Annotated in this window: 17 protein-coding genes and 2 pseudogenes; 15 read left to right on the plus strand and 4 right to left on the minus strand. The window is 46.5% G+C overall.

What is annotated here, in order from left to right; all coding sequences use genetic code 11:
- Positions 1–17: 17 nt before the first annotated feature.
- On the minus strand, positions 18–1,547 hold the full coding sequence (locus tag RIE73_RS24600; RefSeq protein WP_446403683.1) for a 3-oxoacyl-[acyl-carrier-protein] synthase III C-terminal domain-containing protein: 1,530 nt from the start codon (positions 1,545–1,547) through the stop codon (positions 18–20).
- 888 nt (positions 1,548–2,435) lie between these two features.
- On the opposite strand from RIE73_RS24600, the pseudogene RIE73_RS24605 reads away from it, so the two are divergent.
- The 10 genes and pseudogenes from RIE73_RS24605 to RIE73_RS24650 all read left to right on the plus strand — a co-directional run.
- Positions 2,436–2,519 (plus strand): annotated as a pseudogene (locus tag RIE73_RS24605) (RRXRR domain-containing protein); the annotation flags it as partial.
- Positions 2,520–2,523: 4 nt separating this feature from the next.
- Positions 2,524–2,709, plus strand: a pseudogene (locus tag RIE73_RS24610) (hypothetical protein); the annotation flags it as partial.
- A gap of 53 nt (positions 2,710–2,762) precedes the next feature.
- On the plus strand, positions 2,763–3,026 hold the full coding sequence (locus RIE73_RS24615; RefSeq protein ID WP_446403684.1) for an acyl carrier protein: 264 nt from the start codon (positions 2,763–2,765) through the stop codon (positions 3,024–3,026).
- Positions 3,016–3,423 (plus strand): holo-ACP synthase, encoded by a 408-nt coding sequence (locus RIE73_RS24620; RefSeq protein WP_446403685.1) that lies wholly within the window; start codon positions 3,016–3,018, stop codon positions 3,421–3,423. Before RIE73_RS24615 ends, RIE73_RS24620 begins: the two co-directional genes overlap by 11 nt.
- A gap of 13 nt (positions 3,424–3,436) precedes the next feature.
- Positions 3,437–5,002: a benzoate-CoA ligase family protein gene (locus RIE73_RS24625; protein ID WP_446403686.1), complete on the plus strand. Its 1,566-nt coding sequence runs from the start codon at positions 3,437–3,439 to the stop codon at positions 5,000–5,002.
- A gap of 243 nt (positions 5,003–5,245) precedes the next feature.
- Positions 5,246–6,568, plus strand: coding sequence for an anthranilate synthase component I family protein (locus RIE73_RS24630; protein WP_446403687.1), 1,323 nt, complete (start codon positions 5,246–5,248; stop codon positions 6,566–6,568).
- Between the two features lie 18 nt (positions 6,569–6,586).
- Positions 6,587–7,024 (plus strand): holo-ACP synthase, encoded by a 438-nt coding sequence (gene acpS, locus RIE73_RS24635; RefSeq protein ID WP_446403688.1) that lies wholly within the window; start codon positions 6,587–6,589, stop codon positions 7,022–7,024.
- Positions 7,025–7,262: 238 nt separating this feature from the next.
- Positions 7,263–9,785: a TonB-dependent siderophore receptor gene (locus RIE73_RS24640; RefSeq protein WP_446403689.1), complete on the plus strand. Its 2,523-nt coding sequence runs from the start codon at positions 7,263–7,265 to the stop codon at positions 9,783–9,785.
- A gap of 150 nt (positions 9,786–9,935) precedes the next feature.
- Positions 9,936–11,009, plus strand: a complete 1,074-nt coding sequence (locus tag RIE73_RS24645; protein WP_446403690.1) for an iron-siderophore ABC transporter substrate-binding protein — start codon at positions 9,936–9,938, stop codon at positions 11,007–11,009.
- A gap of 169 nt (positions 11,010–11,178) precedes the next feature.
- Positions 11,179–12,486 carry an MFS transporter gene (locus RIE73_RS24650; RefSeq protein ID WP_446403691.1) on the plus strand — a complete coding sequence of 436 codons (1,308 nt, stop codon included), beginning with the start codon at positions 11,179–11,181 and terminating at the stop codon, positions 12,484–12,486.
- Between the two features lie 310 nt (positions 12,487–12,796).
- On the opposite strand, the gene RIE73_RS24655 is transcribed toward RIE73_RS24650, so the two are convergent.
- Positions 12,797–13,039 (minus strand): helix-turn-helix transcriptional regulator, encoded by a 243-nt coding sequence (locus RIE73_RS24655; RefSeq protein ID WP_446395482.1) that lies wholly within the window; start codon positions 13,037–13,039, stop codon positions 12,797–12,799.
- A 297-nt stretch (positions 13,040–13,336) separates the two neighbouring features.
- On the opposite strand from RIE73_RS24655, the gene RIE73_RS24660 reads away from it, so the two are divergent.
- Complete coding sequence (locus tag RIE73_RS24660) at positions 13,337–13,816, plus strand: hypothetical protein (protein WP_446403692.1); 480 nt, start codon at positions 13,337–13,339, stop codon at positions 13,814–13,816.
- 262 nt (positions 13,817–14,078) lie between these two features.
- On the opposite strand, the gene RIE73_RS24665 is transcribed toward RIE73_RS24660, so the two are convergent.
- Positions 14,079–16,055, minus strand: a complete 1,977-nt coding sequence (locus tag RIE73_RS24665; protein ID WP_446403693.1) for an SUMF1/EgtB/PvdO family nonheme iron enzyme — start codon at positions 16,053–16,055, stop codon at positions 14,079–14,081.
- Between the two features lie 172 nt (positions 16,056–16,227).
- On the opposite strand from RIE73_RS24665, the gene RIE73_RS24670 reads away from it, so the two are divergent.
- The 4 genes from RIE73_RS24670 (at position 16,228) to RIE73_RS24685 (ending at position 19,438) form a co-directional block, all read left to right on the plus strand.
- Positions 16,228–17,601: a GH1 family beta-glucosidase gene (locus RIE73_RS24670; protein WP_446403694.1), complete on the plus strand. Its 1,374-nt coding sequence runs from the start codon at positions 16,228–16,230 to the stop codon at positions 17,599–17,601.
- Positions 17,602–18,035: 434 nt separating this feature from the next.
- Positions 18,036–18,326 (plus strand): hypothetical protein, encoded by a 291-nt coding sequence (locus RIE73_RS24675; protein WP_446403695.1) that lies wholly within the window; start codon positions 18,036–18,038, stop codon positions 18,324–18,326.
- Positions 18,323–18,445 carry a PEP-CTERM sorting domain-containing protein gene (locus RIE73_RS24680; protein ID WP_446403702.1) on the plus strand — a complete coding sequence of 41 codons (123 nt, stop codon included), beginning with the start codon at positions 18,323–18,325 and terminating at the stop codon, positions 18,443–18,445. Before RIE73_RS24675 ends, RIE73_RS24680 begins: the two co-directional genes overlap by 4 nt.
- Positions 18,446–18,730: 285 nt before the next feature.
- Complete coding sequence (locus RIE73_RS24685) at positions 18,731–19,438, plus strand: N-acetylmannosamine-6-phosphate 2-epimerase (protein WP_446403696.1); 708 nt, start codon at positions 18,731–18,733, stop codon at positions 19,436–19,438.
- Between the two features lie 490 nt (positions 19,439–19,928).
- On the opposite strand, the gene RIE73_RS24690 is transcribed toward RIE73_RS24685, so the two are convergent.
- Positions 19,929–21,074 (minus strand): glycosyltransferase family 4 protein, encoded by a 1,146-nt coding sequence (locus RIE73_RS24690; RefSeq protein ID WP_446403697.1) that lies wholly within the window; start codon positions 21,072–21,074, stop codon positions 19,929–19,931.
- Between the last annotated feature and the right edge of the window lie 138 nt (positions 21,075–21,212).

A 21,212-nucleotide genomic window follows, 5' to 3' on the forward strand; every position in this document is an offset into this window, starting at 1 on the left:
GCCTATTGAAGATTGAGTTAAATACTCAATTTTTCCCGTTCTTCTTCCTCATGAGTCGTAGCCGAGGTTTTCTCCAATTCAACTAAATTTGCCAGCGCTAATTGGTTGAGCAATTGTTCGGCTAGTTGAGCGATACTGTTATCCCCAAAGAATTTCTCCATCGGTACTTGCACCTGAAAGTCGGTTTCAATTCGACTCCTAAACATTAGTGCGATCAAAGAGTCGAGTAATGAGGCAAAAGACTGTTGAGGGGTGAGCTGGTTTGGCGGAAGTGATAACGTCGTAGAGAGCCATTCGAGCAGGTAAGTCTCCAGCATCTGCCGTCTTTTCTCCGGTTCAGCCGCCAGAAGCTGTTCTCTTGACAAAGTTTCCGTTTGGTGAACGAAAGATGTTTCTGCTGAACTAGAGTTGGCTCCTGCTAAATGAATCTTCTCTTGTTCCGGAGTCACGCTGAGGGGAGGAGCAGGCATCGTTCCTAGGGCGACATCACCCCAACGCATCACGGTTGCTCCTGCCGTGGCATCTGCACCGTTTGTGTAAACCAGAACCAGGTCATTTTCGCCCAGTTTGCCCGATCGCGCCGCGTGGTATAGGTTGGCAATAGGAAGAACGGGTCCAATGTTGGCATACCGGGGGTAAAGATTGATCGTGCGCTGCGGATCGATGCCTAATGCTCGTGTACAGACGTTAGCATACCAAGCAGTAGGGGTATTGAAGGCAAAAAAGTCAATCTGATTAAGGGACACTCCCGCGGCGGCGGCGGCTCCTTGGCAACAAGTGCGGACGAAATCAACGGCAGTTTCAGCTAGCATACTGGCGTTTTCACCCGTTTGAGTCCGCATCCGAGGTACACCTTGAACATCGGTGACAAGTTCGTGGGAGTAAGCGCCGCAGGTGGCAGTGGTGCTGACAATTTTGCTGCCAAGAACGCCTTGATTCGGTTTGAGCGAACTCACGACAAAGGCGCCAGCGCCGTCACCCATCGACCAAGAAAGCGTGTCTTCGTCATCTACGGTGTTAGAGCCAAAGTGGGAAACCATCACCAGCACATTGCGGTATTCTCCCGTTTGCACCAAGGCACGAGCATTTTGCAGTGCGACTAAGGCGCTTGAACAGGTTGATTCCAGAGTCCAGGCAGGACAATGCAAGTTGAGTTGGCGAGCGAGAGCGGAGGGATGACCAAGTCCGATGGGAGCGCAAAAGAGTGAAGTCGCGATCGCCACTTCGACGGCTTCCGGCTCAAGGTTAGCGGCTGCAAGCGCCTCTTTAGCGGCTCGACATTCCAGTGTCAGCGACGACTCATCTGGACTGAGGACTCGCCGCTCGACATTGCCTCGAAACGGGTCATTTAAATAGGGGGCTACTTCTTGCGACCAGATCTCAAGTCCATCGTTGCAAATGGGTTGAGAGGGTCTCGGCAACCGAACTCGTTTTGGCTTTTGTTGAACCGCTAACTCAGGGAACGTCTCGTACCAATAATTATTGGTGCGGATTAGCGCTGGAAAGCTTACGGCAAGCGAACGAATACCAACGGAGTGACTGGTCACGGAACGACTCCTTAACTTCGGTAACTCTCACCTGGAAGCGCAGATGACTCTACAGTCATCATGGCTGGCACTCAGGTGGTAATCCTGTCAGTAATTGAGAATACTTATCGACTAACTGCTTGTGTAGCTTAACAATATGCCAAATTATTGACAAGCTTTTCGTTGACTATTTTTTCTTATATGAAAAATATTTTTAATAGTGATTGATTATCAATCCCGATCAAACGTGACCGTTAGGGGTGTATCCTCGGTCATTGGAGTAGAAGGGAAAAACGATGAGACTGAAGCTACAAGCGTTACTCAGAGGGAATTATGCCCAAGTACGATGAACCTGAACTCAGGCTCAAATCGGGATAAAGCTGTGAGCATTAGCGGCTGCGATCGCAGGAACTTGCCAAAATTTTCCCAAAACTTATTGCAAATAAGTGCTAACTAGCTGTATGGTGATTCTGGATCAATACCTGATCAAGTTAACTGGGTTAATGAGAAATTTTCTCGTGAAGTGCGGAGATCACGTACAGGTGCGGATTAAGTCTACCATCAAGCGTGCTAGCTGGCTTCAAATCACTAACCCGGTTACAAGCAGCTAAACGTCTAATTAGGGTTCTGAGGTGTTTTCTGCTTCAACAACCCCACTCTACTAACGTAGAGCGTGGGGATGGCAAGACAAATTGCAATTAAATGTTGAATACCGCACTGAGTCTCAACTTGGCACAGACCTCCGAATGCCTCCCTAGTTCGGATACCCTCTAAAACCTTTTGTCGGGTTGTTGTTAAGTCAAGACATCCTAGTTGAGATGGCGGGAAGGGACTACATTTCGACTTACCTCGACTTCGCTCGGTACAAGTCGCTCAATGTAAACACTTTACTCGTGAGGTTTATCACCCATGTTACGAGTACCAGTTCTATCGAAATCAGGCAAGCCGTTAATGCCGACTAAACCTAGCCGCGCTAGGCGTTGGCTAAGAGAAGTGTTCTGGAGACACCGACAAACAGGTTTCAGTTAGCGATGTTAACTGGAAGCGATTAGGACAGTTTACTGCTAAAAAAGTCCAGTTGTTGCAGCGAAGCACGGGGTTAATTGTTTACATTGAGCGAAGTCGAAATGTCGTGCCTATAACTGGATTGTCAAATCTTGTCGCGTCGAGCGACAAAATTTGACCTCTATCCCTCTCCGGGTTGCTTCGCTCACCCGGAGTCTCACGAGGTTTACGATGAATACTTCAAAAGTGATGGATACTCTCCAAGCGATACTTGCTGAGTTGGGTATTCCCAAAGAATCGTTGCACAATGACACACGATTGCACGAGGATTTACAACTTGATTCCACTGAGATCGTAGAAATTGCCCTGAGACTGAAACGTCAACTGGGGGTGAGTGTGAAGCTTGAAAGTCGGCAGGATATGACGTTGGCTCAAGTCTGTCACAAAATCGAAGCGGCGCGGCTTGCCAACTCCAACTCGAACCATGTCTCTTGAAGGCGAATGGACAACTGAAGTTAAGGGACTCGGTATTGATATCGCGCCCATCCCCCGGATTGCTCGATTCATTGAGCAGTACGATCGCGAAACGCTAAGTTTGTTGTTCACTCCCAACGAACTAGATCATTGCCAATCCTCTAGTCATCCCCACCGGGCTTTCGCCGTGTGCTTTGCCACCAAGGAAGCTGTGGGAAAAGCCCTAGGAACTGGATTAGCTGGCATTGGCTGGAATGAAATTGAAGCCAACCTCACCCCAGATCGGTTAACCGTTTATCTGTATGGGGACGCCAGCATTCAGGCGAAACAATCGGGTATCCAGACATGGTTAGCAACGTGGTGGCATTGGGATGAACACGTATTGGTTCACGTTCTCGGTTTATCAACCCTAAGATGAGAAGGAAAATTTTATGGAAAGTGTTTCTGAACCGTTGCCTGGTGTGTTTAATGTTGCTGCTTATTTCTTGAACAGTAATTTAGAACAGAGGAAGAGCCAGAACGTCGCCTTTTGGCATCGGGACGATACCTATACTTATGACCAACTCAGTCGCTTTGTCCAACGCACGGCGCGATCGCTCCTCACTCTCGGTCTAGAGCGGGAAAATCGGATTGCCATTCTTTTACCCGATACTCCCGATTTAGTCTTTGGCTTTTGGGGCGCAATTTGGATCGGTGCCGTACCCGTTCCCATTAACACCGCCTGTCGCGTTGATGAAGTGCAGTATATCCTGCAAGACTCACGAGCCAAAATTTTGCTGACGACTCAGGAATGGCAAGAGAAACTCACTCCCATTCAGTCTCAGTTTTTGCAGCACATTTTACTCAACGATGGAGACAACCCATTTTTAGCCCAACTCAGCCAACAGCCTGATGAACCCTTTCCCTGTGCTGAAACTTCTGGCGACGAACCCGCATTCTGGCTTTACACCTCCGGCAGTACAGGTAAACCCAAAGGGGTGATTCATCGGCATCAAAGCATGGTGGTTTGTGCCGAACGCTATGCTAAGGCGACGCTAGGCTTGCAACCTGATGACATCACCTATTCGGTTGCCAAGATGCCTTTTGCCTACGGTTTGGGGAATACGCTTTATATGCCCATGGCAGTTGGTGCAGCAACTATACTATCAGATGCCAATAACGCATTTGATATTATCTCCGACATCCAGCGCTATCAACCAACCGTCTTTTTTGGCATCCCCAGTATTTATGCCAACCTTCTCGCTGTAAAGGATATCGCACCTTTAGATGTCTCCTCTCTGCGTTTATGCATTTCTGCCGCCGAACAGCTTCCTAAGAGTCTTTGGCAAAAGTGGCGAGAGACTTACCACCGGGAAATTTGTGAAGGGATTGGTACAACTGAGTTTTTGCACATTTTTCTTGCCAACCGCTTAGGTGAGTGTAAACCTGGCACATCTGGTCGCCCGGTTCCGGGTTACGATGTCCGAGTTGTGGATGAGAATGGACTCCTTTGTCCTCCTGGGGAAATTGGCGATCTCTTGGTGAGTGGAGAAAGCCTGATGCTGGGGTATTGGAACCGACTCCGAGAAACAAGGCAAGCACTTTATGGAAACACGATGCGAACGGGGGATAAGTATCTGTGTGATGCTGACGGCTATTTCAAGTTTATGGGTCGTAAAGACGATTTATTTAAAGTAAATGGTCAGTGGATCTCTCCGTTGGAGATTGAAGATATCTTGCACCAGCATCCCCAAGTTCTAGAAGTAGCAGTGGTTCCTGAATCCCATCAGGGCGAACAACTGACTCGGGTTGTTGCTTATGTCAGTCTCAAGCCGAGACAAGAACCATCCCCTGAATTAGAAACTAGCATTTGTAAATTTGCTAAACAGCGACTTCCTCATTTTAAGGCTCCGAAAATGATTCACTTTTTGGCGCATTTACCGCGTACTTCAACGGGAAAAATTCACCGTAAATTCATAGGAAAAGAGCAAAATATAGCAGTGGGTTCTAGTCAATAATGCCCTTTCATTTTTTTGAGGTAGTTTTTTCAGCCTATTATCAATAAAATTTTGATAAGTCGGACAAAATAAAACAACACTGTACTAAGTTTTGTAGACAAGCCTCAAACCATTACAAAGGACGAATGACAAATGACAAATGACGATCTCCACCGTTCACGTTAATTATGTCCAACTACTTAACGTTTAACTGCGTTTAGGAAGGAATACACGAGATTAAAACTAATCGACAAGGAGACATTGATGGTTACAGAATTAAAATCGGCTCTCTCGTATCAAGAAACTTTTGTTCCGGGCAAAAGGAATGCAGTAGCCGTTTTACATAATTTTCTGGATGCGGGTGTTTTTGCCAATTATGTCATGTATGAAAAAGACAACGAGGTTCGCATTGCGGGCAATGAGCTAGCCAAGGTGTCTGTCAGCAAAACGTCAATCTGTTTTGAAGGGTTGGGGGAATCGTCTTCTCAACCTGTCAGTGATCCTTTTAAACAAATCGGTGAGTTACTGGGGTCTTTATCTATTAAAAATTGGACGGCTTATGGTTATGTAGCCTTTGACATGGCTGGCTTCTATTCGTCCTACTCTAAAGCCATGGATCAGCCACTTCTCTATTTTTTAGTTCCTGAAACTGAGTTGCGCTTTACGGCAGAGGGTGTTCAGGTCAAAAGTACCAACTCATTGCCGCAAATTCGAGAACTACTATCGATTAATAGCCAGCTTCCCGATTATGTACCCGTCTCCCTGGCTGAAGATTTCGCGGACTGCGAAAATTACTCCCACCGCATTGAAAGGTTAATTGAGGCAATTCAAAACGATAAATTGCATAAAGCGATTATCTCTCGCTCCAAGAAGCTCATTGGCGATTTGGATGTATTGGGAACCTATGCCGTTGGCGCTAAGGCGAATAATTCAGCGCGTTCCTATTGTTTAACGATCGAAAACGTGCGTGCTGTTGGCTTTAGTCCGGAGATTTTGATGCAAGTTAGTAAAGACGGGTTTGTCGTGACGAATCCGCTAGCGGCTACTCGCCCTCGGGGTCAATCGAGGGAAGAGGATGTACGCTTTAATGATGAGTTATTTACCGATGCAAAAGAGGTGAAAGAACACGCGCTTTCTATCTGGTTGGCACAAAGCGAAATGAGTTCATTTTGCTTGCCAGAAACGGTTCGGGTTTTTGATTTTATGGAGGTTAAGAAATATCGGTGCGTGCAGCACCTTTCCTCAAGAGCTGGTGGTCAGCTTAAACCGGGTAATACGTTGTGGGATGCCTTGAAGGTTTTGTTTCCAGGGATTACTGTTTCTGGAATTGATAAACAAACCGCTTTAGATTGGATTGATCGCTTAGAGGACGAACCGAGAGGAATTTATGCCGGGGGTATTGGTTGGGTGGATAGCAACGGCGAATCGGATTTAGCGATCGCTATTCGCTCGGTTTACCAGTACGGACATGAAATCTACCTCAATGCTGGAGCGGGTATCGTGGCTGAATCAGTGCCTGGAAACGAGTATATCGAGTCGGTTAACAAAATGAATACGATGCTGACGAATTTGGTTTTGCACTCTTGAGAACGACGAGATCGCCCCATGAATATCATTGGTCACGGGATTGACATTGTGAACGTCAGATGCATCGAAAAACTTGTGGCACTACTGGGGGAGTGTGTTGAACGACAATACCTCACGGCGGCGGAACTCAATGCTGCTGGGTTCCGTAGTAACCGCTTCCAGTATCTTGCCAGCCGTCTGGCTGCCAAAAAAGCGGTTTTCAAAGCGCTCGGTGGAGACGGTAAACAATCTATCTCGTGGCAAGAGATTGAAATCCAACGGCTGCCGACGGGTGAACCCTCTGTCATGCTGTATGCCACTGCCCTTGAAATTGCCGCGAAACGTGGCATTACTCGGTGGCTGCTGAGTATTAGCCATACCCGATCTTATGCGACAGCCAGTGCGATCGCCCTTCAGACAAAGGCAATGCCATCCGAAAGCGAGACAACGTACTATAGCAGTCGCCAAGGCGATTAGGACAAAGGAAGGTGCGCCAAACCTTGACCCGTCAATCTTTTCCCTTCTGCCCTCTGCCCTCTGCCCTCTGCCTTTTGCTCTAGCTGTCAACTCCCCAGTCATCTACCGAAATAAATAAAGTTGACATGGCAAACAAACTGTTTTATTGTTACCGGAGTTAATGAGATTATATCTCAATAATTGAGCTGGATTACTGAAGAGTAACCCCCATTCTAGGTGTGAAGACGTGGAAACTGGATTGAAACAACAACAATTGTTACCGGGTATTTGGCTTGCCAGTACGCTTTCTGTACTCGTGTCAGCTCCGGCTTTTGCTCAAGTCAGACAAGTAACAGGCGTGCAGGTCGAAACCACGCCGAGGGGAGTTGAGGTGATTTTACAGACCGATTCGGACACAATTCCTCAAGTGTTTACAACAAGCTTGGACAAGACGTTACTGACAGATATTTTTAATACTCAACTCCGCCTACCGGAAGGTCAGGCGTTTCGCCAAGATAACCCAGCGGCAGGGATTGCCTCGGTCACGGTGACCCAGCAAAACCCAAACACGATTCGAGTGGCGGTGACGGGGACAACAGAGCTGCCGACAGTTGAAATCAGTCCCAGTCCATCAGGGCTAGTTCTGAGCCTGAGTACCCCAGAGGCTACGACTCAAACTCCATCCCCTGAGACTCCCCCACCTGAAGCCGAGGACACTCAGCCGCCAGCCGAACCCGAAGAGGAGATGGTTACACCCGAACCAGAAGAGGAAATTGAAATCGTGGTGACGGCAGAGCCAGATGAAGATAGATACTTCGTTCCTGATGCCAGCACAGCTACCCGCACCGATACGCCACTGCGCGATGTTCCTCAATCGGTTCAGGTAATTCCGCAACAGATTATTGAAGATCAGCAAGCGATTGGTGTCGAAGAGGTACTTGAAAACGCCGCAGGTGTCACGTTTCTGGGCAATCGAGATGGATTCAGTCCTAACTTTTCCATTCGGGGATTCGATAATGCTCCCGTTTTACGAAATGGTTTCCGCCTGTTTGGGGGTGAAGGCATAGAACCAGAAGTGGCTAATCTGGAGCGCGTTGAAGTGTTAAGAGGTCCTGCATCCGTCTTGTTTGGTCAATCTGAACCAGGAGGGGTGATTAATCTCGTCACCAAGCAACCATTATCAGAGCCATATTACAATGTCCAACTCCAACTGGGAAACCGCGATTTTGTTAGTCCCAGTATTGATTTATCGGGACCCTTAACCGAAGATGGTCGCTTGCTCTATCGCTTGAATGCTCTCTATCGACACCAAGATAGTTTTCGGGATTTTGACAATAGTTTTGAGCGCTTTTTTATTGCACCCAGTTTAGCTTGGCAGATTGGCGATCAAACCGATCTGACCATCAACCTGGAATATTTCAGTGATGATGACCCGGCTGATTTAGGCACAGTTGCCTTCGGAGATGGCATTGCCGATATTCCCCTAGAGAGAGTGACGAATAATCCTGATGATACAGTCGAACAAGACTATCTGAATGTGGGGTATACTCTGGAGCATCGTTTTAACGAAAATTGGCAACTCAGCAATCAGTTTCGCTATATCTCTCAAGAGGTTGATTTTAGTGTTATTGCCCTCCCCTTCGCGTTAGATGAAGCCACGGGAATTTTGAATCGGGGATTTGCCGATCAGATTCAAGAGGATGATACTTATGCACTGTATACCAATATCCAGGGAGAGTTTAGTACAGGATCTGTAGAGCATACCCTGTTATTTGGGGTTGATTTAGCCCGTGTGGAGAGAGAGAATGAGACACGATTTGCCTTTGATCCTCTAACTCCGATCAACATTTTTGATCCGGACTATTCAGCGATTCAAACTCCTGATTCAGAAGACCTTCCTCTTTTTAATAACACGAGTTCAACCAGCGATCGCCTGGGGATTTACCTGCAAGACCAAATTGATATCTTAGATAACTTAATTCTGGTGGCAGGGTTGCGGTATGATATTGTCGATCAAGACACGACTAATTTTTTGGCTGATACAGAAACGAATCAATATGATGATGCGGTGATTCCTCGAATCGGTATTGTTTATCAGCCGATTGAACCCATTTCTCTGTATGCCAATTACTCTCGCTCGTTTACACCGAATTTGGCAACGGATGCCGATGGTGAACCGTTAGAACCCGAAGAGGGTGAAGGGTTTGAGGTTGGCATTCGAGCTGAAATTATCGAGAATCGTCTCTCGACCACGCTGGCATATTTTAACATCACGAAGCAAAACGTAGCCACACCTGATCCAGATGATCTTTTTGCTTCAGTTGCCACAGGAGAACAACGGAGTCGTGGTGTGGATTTCGACGTAACCGGAGAGATTCTGCCCGGTTGGAATGTGATTGCCTCTTACGCTTACATTGACGCTGAAGTCACTGAAGACAACGCAGATATCGTCGGTAACAGACTGCTAGGTGTTCCCGAACACAGCGCCAGCTTGTGGACAACCTACGAAATTCAATCGGGAGATTTACAAGGATTAGGCTTTGGCTTAGGATTTAATTTTGTGGGAGAGCGGCAGGGCGATTTGGCTAACAGTTTTGAGGTAGATAGCTATTTTCTCACCAATGCGGCTATCTTCTACCGACGAAATAATTGGCAAGTACGCCTTAATGTTGACAATCTTTTTGATGTTGATTACATCGAGTCTGTCGGTCGAGATAGAACTCGATTTATTTACCCAGGCGCTCCACTCACGGTTAGAGCTTCTGTTTCAGTAGAATTTTGACCCCACCCTACCCCTGGGAAAAGGGAGAGAACGGGATTCTTCTCCCTTGTCTTCTTTCCTTCCTTGTCGCCCTTGTCTTGTCCCCACCCTAAAATAAAAAACCTACACCTGTAAGGATTGAGGGGGGCGGATGTTTATGAATGAATGTCAATGAAAACTCAGACACCGATAAGACTATTTGGATCAATTCGGCTTATCGCATTCGCCATCCTCGCAGCATTTGCGATCGCGGCTTGCCAAGGGAAAGCTGACCATTCAAGGGTTAATTCTGCCTCTACCTCATCATCTGACCTCACCGACTGTCGGAGGATTCAGCATCAAATGGGAGAAACCGAAGTTTGTGGGCAACCTCAGAAGATCGTGGTACTCGGTTCTTCTGTTCTAGAACCCTTGCTGGCTTTGGATGTTCAACCTGCTGCCTACGCTGATTACATGATATTACCTACAGGAAATTATGACACTCCCAGTCAACAGATCCCCTATTTAGGAAGTCGCATCACAGGTCAACTTGCCAATGTAGGTTTAGCTACTTCACCTTCTATTGAAGCCATTCTCAAAGTTAAGCCGGATTTAATTTTAGGTACTGAATATAATGCTAGCCAGTACGAGACATTATCTAAAACTGCTCCCACCTTACTACTCGATTGGTCAAATGCAGAAAAAAACTTGACCACAATCGCCCAAGCTGTAGGACGTTCAGAAAAAGCCGAACAATTGCTAATGGAAACAGAACAGCAAATCATGGCAGCTCGTGACACCTTTGCGCCCGTTGTTGCCACCCATCCCAAAGTGCTGTTGCTCCGTTCAGGGGAATTGCAGGATATTTATGTTGGTAATCGTGCTTTTGGTCATTGCAGTTCCCTGATTCAATACTTAGGGTTTCAACTGATTTCACCACCTGGATTCGATGAATTTGAACAAGATAATCCAGCCTCGATTTCCCTGGAAATGTTACCGCAGTTGAATGATGCTGATTTAATTATCCTGTTGGGAAGTAATTTCAGCCAACCTGAGCGCCTCAATGGTACAGCAGCGTTTGAAAATCATCTCCTGTCGGATTTGAAACGGGCATGGAAAGAAAATGCGATCGCCCAATCCCTCAACGCTAGCCAAGCCGGACGAGTCTATTTCATTCCATATTATATGTGTGTGGGTTTACCCGGTTCAATCGGTACTGAACTCTATCTGGAAGCACTTGAAAAGCAATTGCTTCCGCCCAGTTAAACCTTGATCAATAACAGAGTTTCGCAATCACTCGATTTTTTATCACCAGCAACATGACACCCCAAAATCTCTTAAAATATTGTCAGTTTTGCTCTGTTGTTTCCCAACCAACCGACTGACTACGATTAAGTTGAATTAATTACTCGTATTTTCCTTAAAATTAACATCTGTGCGTACTTTCCTGATAATTTGGAGCGGTCAGCTTGTATCCGCGATCGGCAGTGCCATGACTAAGTTTGCCTTGACTGTTTGGGTTTGGCAATTCACTGAGAAGGCAACAGCCATCGCTTTATTCTCCTTCTTTTTCCAACTGCCCCAAATCTTTGTGGCGCTGTTTGCGGGAATTCTTGTAGACCACTTTAACCGTAAATACCTGATGATTTTGGGTGATACCTGTGTGGCTTTATGTACCATTACTGTCGCATTTCTCTACTCAACTAACCACTTACTCATCTGGCATCTCTACACTTTAGCTGCCGTCTATGGTGGCTTCGGGAATATCCAGGAACTTGCCTATTCCACCTCAATCCCGTTGATGGTGTCAAAGCAGCATTACATTCGCGCTAGCAGTATGAGTTCTTTGGTGATTCAAGCTTCAGCGATTCTCGCTCCTGCCTTAGCTGGCAGTTTGTATCCCGCAATTGGTTTATTAGGAATTATTATCGTTGATATCACTACATTTGTGATGGCGATTGGCACATTACTGTTGGTTCAAATTCCCCAACCTGCCCCAACTGATACAAGCAACTCCGAACCTGAGACAATTGGACAAAAACTGTCTTTGGGTTTCCGCTACATCTTTTCCAAACCGAGTTTATTAGCAATGACCATCGCGTTCTCCTTGTTTTGGCTTGCCCATCAATTAGGAGAAACCTTGTATCAGCCGATGATTCTTGCCCGTACCGATGGTAATGCCCAAATCTTAGGTACTGTGGTGACGGCGGCTGGAGTGGGTGGTGTGATCGGAGGTTTAGCTTTAAGTATCTGGGGTGGTTTTCAGCGTCGAGTTCGCGGGATGCTAATCGGTTTTATCGGTCATGGCTTAGGCAAAATTGTCTTGGGTTTAGGTGAAAAACCATTAATTTGGATTGGTTCTCAGTTGTTCTCCTCGGTGAACACCCCTTTGTTATTCAGTTCCAGCAATGCGATTTGGTATGCCAAAGTACCCCCTAATATTCAGGGGCGGGTTTTTGCTGCCGATCATGCCATAGGGATGATCATTGGAACAGTCGCTAGTTTAATAGCTGGACCGCTAGCTGACAGAGTTTTTGAACCAGCGATGCAACCCGGAGGAGTTTTGGCATCCATTTTTGGTTCAATCTTTGGCACCCAAACAGGTAGCGGAATTGCCTTATTGTACGTGATCACTGCGATTTGGATTGTGTTAATTGGCATTAGTGGATACGCTTTCCCAACGCTGCGGAATGTAGAAGATATTTTGCCAGACCACGATCTAACTCATAACAAAACTAAATAGGGGCTGTTGAATAAGTCTTGTGGTGGGGAGAGGGAATAGGGAATAGGCTTTCTTGCAATGGTTTTAACCCTCTGTCGAGGGAAGATTCTGTGTTCGCCAAGCGTGTCCGATAGGGCGTATCGCGAAGGCTTGCAATCCAAGAATTTTGAGCGTCTAGGCGTAAAAACCTTGCACTTGTTGGGTTGAAAAATGGATTAAAACCCTTATATCGCACTCCCCACTCCAAAACACGCGATCGCACACCTGCTATCCGTCTTACTCTATCCCTTTTACTGTCCAGTCTTGAGACATCCGATGAACTGATACCGCCTCAATCAATATCGTCAGGTAAGTCATCGATTGACATACCCGCCTGCTCCAGAAGTTCTTTCAGGCGTTTAAACTGTCCTAGAGAAAGCTTGAGTTGATGTGCGCCTCTTTCGTAGTTTCTAATTGTCCGACCAGTAATCCCCAGTTCTTGAGCGAATTGCTCCTGAGTCATTCCTAGACGTTCGCGGACTTGCTTAAGAGTTGGCAAGTTAGGGTTGCTATTCCAATCCTGATCATTTACCATTTTAACTAGCGATAGGAAAACTTTTCCTGTTGACAACCTAAAAATTGACGGGGAAACGCATAAGGGAAGTCCCCATACTTCCTGTTTCCCTGTCTGTGTCTCTATGGTGTAGTTTCTCACACGAAGCACGTTGCCCTCATGTGTAAGCATGGGGCGATACTGCCCTTATGTGTAGCTGCGATTTCAATCGCCTCGTGCGTCAGTTCTGAGAAAGCCTTCCATAGATAAGGGGCGATCGCATATTTACGTTTATGCCTAATCGCCCTTGACTAAAAAACACTAACTCAAATCATAACAATGAAACACACTCAATGGCTTCGCCTGCAAACTGAAGGCGACAGGATTGTTGCGTCTTTTCGTGCAGATGGGTTCAACTGTCGCAAACAACCACGCCGCTTGTCTTGGCATATTAGCAAAGAGATGACTTATCGGTTGACTTGGCTACCCTCACCAATCAATGAGTGGAGTCTGTTACCTAATGATGGAACGCCACAGCGAGAGCGACTTTTAGCGATAATTCATTCTATCCTGGAGTATCGGGGATGTGGGCGCACAGCCGAACCCTCATCAAAGTCTAACCACAGCTTTTGGAATCAACAGCATTATCCTTGGACACTGGTGAGGCTTTTGCCGAATGCTCAACATTACACGGTTGCTCGTTTCTACAGTCGCACAGAAGCCCAAAATCACCAGCGCTTTCTGGCAAAGTGGATGCCTGATGCACAGTTTGAGGTGGTTTTCGATGAGGATGCGGTGACTTCTACCGTTCAAGAGTAACATCATATCCCATTTGTGTAGGGGCGCAAGGACTTGCGCCCTCTCAAGTTATAGCACTACGCAAACACGTTAGGACATAAGTTTATCCCAAAAGGCAACAGGGAACAGGCAACAGGCAACAGTAAAAATGTCCTAACCTGCCTTGGTAAAGCTATACTTGGCTTTATTTAGTAATGTTGGCTATAAAAAAAATCGACCCGCCTGCGGCGGGAAGAGGGAAAAGAAAATAGGGTAAAGGGTAAAAGGGCAAAAGTGTCAAGGGCTAAAGAGTCCACGCCGCACCACAGACAACCCGAAACCCGCTGCTGAGGTTCCTGAGGTCTGGGGTATACCTGTAGCGACCGGCACAACGACAGAGCCTGGGACCGAGGCTCCACGAACCACCGCGCAACAGCCGAGAATGATTATCATTATCATCAATTATCCAAGCTTGACCATCTGACGGCGCACCTTCATAATTATCATGCCATTGGTCAAAACACCATTCCCACACATTTCCATGCATATCGTACAAGCCAAAGGCATTCGCTACCTGGAAACTGCCCACCGGAGTGGTTTCCTCACGATACTTCCCCTTCGCACCTGCACCGTATGTATAATTCCCGTCATAGTTGGCTAAATCGGTGGTAATCGTCTCACCAAAATAAAACGGTGTTGTTGTTCCAGCACGACAGGCATATTCCCATTCCGCCTCACTGGGAAGTCGGTAGTCTCGTCCCGTGTACTGGGAAAGACGCTCACAAAACTCTACACAATCATACCACGATACTCGTTCAACCGGGCGATCTGCGCCTTTAAATTTAGAAGGGTCAGGATCAAGTGCTTGATTGACTTGAGGCAAATTAGCCACCGCTTGCCATTGTGCCTGGGTAATGGGGTATTTACCTAGAAAGAAAGGTTGAACCGTAACCAGATGCTGGGGACTTTCATCGTCCTCATGTCCTTCCTCAGTCTCTGGCGAACCCATCTGGAATGTACCCTCTGGAATCGCTACCATATCCAGAGTTACATCATTACCCAAGCTTTCCCTAAAAAACTCAGCCTCTCCAGTTTTTTCTTCAACTATCGTTCCCTTTGTATCAACGTTCACCACATCAAAAGGAAACTTAGTGGTGGAAATAGGTTCTCCTTTAGGAGAATCAGGCTTTACCGAAACACTCTCAGGGGAAGTAGATGAATTGCGACTAAAGACTTGTATCAACCCAGTCATCCCTAAACCCGCACCTGTCCACCCCGCAAACTGAAGCAAACGTCGTCGGGTTAAAATCAGGGGTTGTTTCCGAGAATTGGTTGAATTAGGCTGATTGGGAAAGATGGGCGGTTGAGGCGGAAGCGGAGTCTCTGGAACTGTAGAAGCAAGCATCTGCGGTGTTGGTCGAGGAGTCCTTCTTGGAACAGTTCTGGATGGCTTGGGTGCAGATGGAAGTGGTAGCAACTCCAACCAAGCCTCCATGGATTGAGGGCGGTCTTCCGGTTCTAGCGCCATTCCTGATAAAATAGCCTGGTTTGTGGCATCACTTAACCCAGGAATATGCTGTTGCGGTGGTACTAATTCTGCATTAAACAGCTTTCGCCCAAAGGAACCAACTGGACGCTGACCTGTTACCGCATAATATAAGGATGCCGCTAAGGTATACACATCAACCGTAACCTCTCGACTCCCTAATCCAATCTGTTCATAGGGGGCAAATCCCTGATTTCCTGCTTTATCCGTGGTTGTACTCGTGGTTGGGATTAATCCTTTAGCAATACCAAAATCAATTAATACCGCTTTTTCCGGATTCCGCACCATAATATTCAGGGGCGTCGCATCCCGATGCACTAATCCCGCCTGATGAACCACACGCAGCGCATCCCCAATCTGGCGAATATATCGCACCGCTTGGGCTTCTGACAACGCGCCTTGATTCTGCACGTATTTCCATAAACTCTCCCCAGGGACATAATCCATCACTAGACAGTGAATCCCCGCCTCTTCAAACAAATCCGTCACCCGAACAATATGAGGATGGGGGTCATGACAAATTTTAGCGACTCGCTGTCCTTCTTGAATAAAGCGGTTCAGATATTTTGGATAATCGGGGTCATTTTGCAGGCGGGCGTTCGGCGTTTTAATCACAAAATATTGCTTGAGGTCTTGATGATGGACTTTGTAGGTGATTCCGAATCCGCCCTCTCCCAGGACATCATCCACCACAAAGGGGCGACTTTTCAATTGGTGTCCCGGCGTCCATGCCATGAGTCCTTTGTCCCTCTCTTTATACCATTACCAATTGTGGCGTCAATTTTCCCTGGGAAATATCTCAAATTATAACCGTTTGGTCGTAGGGGTTTGGTTTCCAAACCCTACTCGTCATGCGATGCCAGTTTATCTGCAATCATAGGCATGGGGTCAACATTTTAAATTCATTATGACCAGTTACCAATTTCCAGAGGCGTTCTGGTGGGGAAGCGCCACGGCTTCCTATCAAATCGAAGGTGCAGTAAACGAAGGTGGGCGCAAACCGAGTGTCTGGGATACATTTAGCGCTACCCCTGGACGTACCCTGAATGGCGATACGGGTGATGTGGCTTGTGATCATTATCATCGCTACGAACAGGATGTAGACTTAATGGCACAACTGGGTATTCAACACTATCGGTTTAGTATCGCCTGGTCACGAATTATTCCCGATGGTCGTGGTACGGTGAATGAACAAGGAATTGATTTTTATAAGCGTTTGGTGGATTGCTTGCTGGATAAGGGAATTACGCCCCACGCGACGTTGTTTCACTGGGACTCTCCCCAAGCGTTAGAAGAGGCTTACGGTTCCTGGCAAAATCGGCAAATGGCAACCGATTATGCTGACTATGTTACCACCGTGGTCAGTCGATTAGGCGATCGCATTACCCATTGGATGACGCTGAATGAAATCCCCTGCTTTACCCACTGGGGTTATGGGGTTAATTCTGATCCGCCTCATGCACCAGGAACGCGGGTGAGTTCACTCAAACAAGTGTGGCAAACCTCTCATCATGCCCTTTTAGCCCATGGTTTAGGATGTCAAGCCATTCGCGCCGCATCACCTGTTCCCTGTTCGGTTAGTTTAGTCGATAATTTTGCGGTAACCGTACCGATTAATGAATCTCCTGATCATATCGAGGCGGCAAAAAAAGCATTTCATACCTGTGGACAAAATGGCGGGATTATTTTTCCCGCATTAACTGGAAAGTATAGTCCGGCGTTGTTGGAAAAGTTAGGAAAGAATGCGCCCGATATTCAGGATGAAGACTTAGAAACCATTCATCAACCCTTGGATGTTCTGGGATTTAATGTTTACTTCGGTGATTATGTTCGCGCTGCTGATAATGAATTGGGATACGAAGTTATCGATTTCCCCGAACATTATCCGAAACTGAATATGCCATGGTTGCATATTTTGCCAGATTGTATTTATTGGGGTATTCGCCATATTAGTGAAACAGTGGGGCGTCCTGATTTACCCATTGTGATTACTGAAAACGGTTGTGCTGTTGCGGATGAATTAAATAGTCAGGGGGAAGTTATCGATATTGACCGCATTTTTTACCTGCGCCAGCACTTGCGTTCTGCTCATCGCGCTATTTCTGAAGGGTATCCCCTCAACGGATATTTTCTCTGGAGTTTGATGGATAATTTTGAATGGTCTTATGGTTATGACCGCCGATTTGGACTGATTTATATCGATTATCCGACTCAGAACCGGATTCCTAAAGCCAGCTTTGATTGGTATCGAGAATGCATTAGAAATAATCGCGTGGTGTAGGATGGGATTAACTCTACCAAATAGGGCTTTCTCCACCTTCAAGTTTATGTCCATCTACTGGCGTGGCACAGCTAACATGGTGGTAGAGATTTTACCATTAAATCGGGCGCAAGCCTTTGCGCCCCTACAGTTTCGCGGCGTAAGGTTAATTCATACTATTAGGTGTGTCACGTCAGACCTCGGTCAAGAAACCGGGTTTCTCGTGAGGATGACAACGATATCAACTTTCACCCAAAGAAACCCGGTTTCTAGGAATACTTGAGTTGTCAACGCCATCCACCTATAGGCATAAATATTTTTACAAGCTGTTAATTTTGACTCAATTACTCTATTTTATCTCTAAAAAAGTAAAGCTTTATAAACCTTTCCAGCCTATCGCCAGAACAGTTAAGAATCAGCGGTAACATGATACCGTTCAAATTCAACAATTAATCATGTTCAAGAAATTGACGATCGCGGCGGCGGGAACTGCATTAATGGCGTTTGGTGTCTCAGAAGCAGCACAAGCAGCTAGCTTTAACGTTGACGTATTAGCGAGTGGTTTGAATAGTCCTAGAGGTTTAACGATTGGCTCTGATGGCGCTCTCTATGCGACAGAAGCCGGCAAAGGGGGTTCAGGTTCTTGTATTCCCTCGCCGAGTCGCCCTAATGTTGACCTGTGTTATGGAGCAACAGGTAGGCTACTCCGCATTCAGAATGGAGTAACAGAACCGATTGTGATCTGACAGATGAAACTTCTGTTCCCGAATCGACTTCTATTGTAGGATTATTGGCGATTGGTGCTTTTGGTGTCGTTACCCAGTTACGACGCAAACAAAAGTCGGCTACTCTAATTAAAAAATAAGATGAAAGCGAGATATCGCGTGTCAACTTAAGACTTTGTATCACTAACGCTCAAAGTTTAGATCCCCCTAAATCCCCCTTCAAAAGGGGGACTTTGATTACAGCGCTTTTCATGTTTATGGAAAGCAAAATTGTATCGGTTTGCTTTTCAGCGCAATGATCGTCTGTAGTCTGCTAACTTGAAAACTGTTGTAATTTCTGGTTCCCCCCTTTTGAAGGGGGGCTAGGGGGGATCTCTTATTAAGTAAGACTTCCAACCTTAAGTCGGCAATTAACCCGGATTAATATGACAGCCAATTCTCAGAACTTAATTTCAACCTTACATCACGGTTTGATCGTCTCTTGTCAAGCCCCTGTTGACTCGCCACTCCATGATCCATTAGTAATTGCAGCGATGGCGCAAGCCTCTGTGAATCAGGGTGCGGTTGGGGTACGAATTGAGACCCCTGCCCATATTCAAGCGGTGCGGAAGCAATGTCCGACAACGCCGATTATTGGGTTGTGGAAACAGCAAATACCTGGATCTGAAGTTTACATTACCCCTCAATTTAATCATGCCCAGGCGATCGCGTCAGCCGGGGCTGATATTATTGCTATTGATGCTACGTTACGACAACGCCCTGGCGGGGAAACCCTCTCTGACTTAATTCCCCGAATTCACGCGGAATTGGGTAAGCCAGTTATGGCGGATATCGATACGATTGAAAGCGCAACCGCCGCCGCGAAAGCCGAGGCAGATTTTGTGGGAACTACCCTTTATGGTTACACCGCCTCAACCCAACATCTTCAACCCCCAGGATTTGACCTCTTGTCCCAAATCGTCGAACAGTTAGACGTACCAACTATCTGTGAAGGGGGGATTGCCTCGCCCCAGATGGCACAACAAGCCCTCCAGTTAGGCGCTGATGCTGTGGTGGTGGGAACGGCGATTACGGGAATTGATTGGCAGGTTCAAGCTTATCAAAAGGCGATGAGGGATGGTTATGAATTATAAGTAATGAATTTGAATTTCCTATTTTCGCCGATTTACGGTAAAATTAAAAGTTTATTTCGGGTATTTCTATTGCCTATGCGATCGCAAAAGTGAAAAAATGTAAACAGAGCGGTAGTCCGCGACTAGGGGTATTCGGGTTCAGGTGCGAAACATTCCTAGGTTCAGCGCAGGGTGGTGGCGATTGGCACACAGACAGGCGATCGCTCAACCAGGTACTGACCAAGATTGTAAAGAATTGAAACTAATATGCATAACCTCTAGCCAAGTGGACGTATGAAATAGTGGAGGTGATGGTTATGTTAACATTCTTGATTTTGATTGCCTACCTTACAGGTTCTGCAATTTTCCTCGATGTTTTATTTAAGGAAGAATTAGAGCAGTTTTAAGCAGGTAGAGACAGTAAGTAGAGCAGTAGACACATCGAAGCAAGATCCCCGACTTCTTGGAGAAGTCGGGGATCTGTCTGTGTACCTTACTTACTTGAAAAGCGCTATAAGTTGTACAAAAGTTGTTTAAACTGTTCCTGAAAAGCATCTCGGCTAAATTTAGCCAGACATTGTTCTCGCAACCACTCCCCATCACAGCGCTGATCCTCGCCTTTAAGGATTTCAATACAGGCTGCTGCTACAGCGTCCGGATCACGGTGCGGTACTCGCCAGCCTAAACGTCCATCCTGTAAGGGATCAGCCGATCCATCGGCGTCCCCAGCTAATACAGGTTTACCGCAAGCCATGGCTTCTAGATAGACAATACCAAAGCCTTCTTGAGAGGGCATGATATAAGCATCCGCTACGCGGTAATGTTCAACTAAGTCACTGGTGGGAACAAACCCAGCAAAAACCACGTGATCGCGAACACCAAGTTCTTGAGTCAATTGCGCTAATCTAGGCTGGTCATCACCGCGCCCAATGACTAAATAGTTTACCTCTGGGAAAACCGCCGCGATTTTAGGGAGGGCGCGAATCGTCACATCCACTCCCTTATAAATATCCCCTGACCACAGACGTGCTACAGTCATTAATACTTTAGCCCCTGCCAAATCATATCGCTGAATTAACGCTGGAGACTTGTCACCCGGAGTAAAGGCATCACCATCCACCATACAGGGTAAAATCTTTATCTGGTCGGGATTTAAGTCATTCGCCGCACAAGCGCGATCGCGACTGTAGCGACTAATAGTCCAGATTTGAGCCGCACCAGCTAACGCCCGACGTTGGGAATCAGGTAATGGTTGCCAAACTTCCTTACCATAAGTCAAAACGGTGTAAGGAATACCCAATGGCTGACAAAGAAACTGAATCAGAGGGGCTAAGTTAATATGACCACAAAAGACATGCTTGGGGCGTTTTTGCCACAAACAAAGCCCCAGCGCTGCGGCTAGCCTGAGACGTCCTAGCATTGGGGGTTTAGTTTTTAGGTAATGGAATTGTAGACAGGGAACATCAAACGGATTGTCGCAATCTGGGCTATCCCGGAGTAAAAATACCTCAGCCCCGATCTCGGCTTCAGTTTGAGCCTGAATTGATAGATAAGCTTGTAATATATTTTTAACGTAGGATTGAATACCGCCTTCAATGGCAAAAATCTCTAGAAAAACAAATAAATGATGAGTTGGGGTATTATTCAGACTCCTCAATTTTTTCTTTTCCCCCGACCTACTAATGCTGTATGTTTAAATTCTTCCTAACCCCAATACTACTCGAATAAGTTCTATAGCGCTACGCGCCAGACAATGGGCAATAGGCTTTCTTGCAATAGTGAAGAAAAACGCTTA

Origin of the sequence: Coleofasciculus sp. C1-SOL-03, from assembly GCF_040220555.1 — a bacterium.
Taxonomy (GTDB): Bacteria; Cyanobacteriota; Cyanobacteriia; order Cyanobacteriales; family Coleofasciculaceae; genus Coleofasciculus.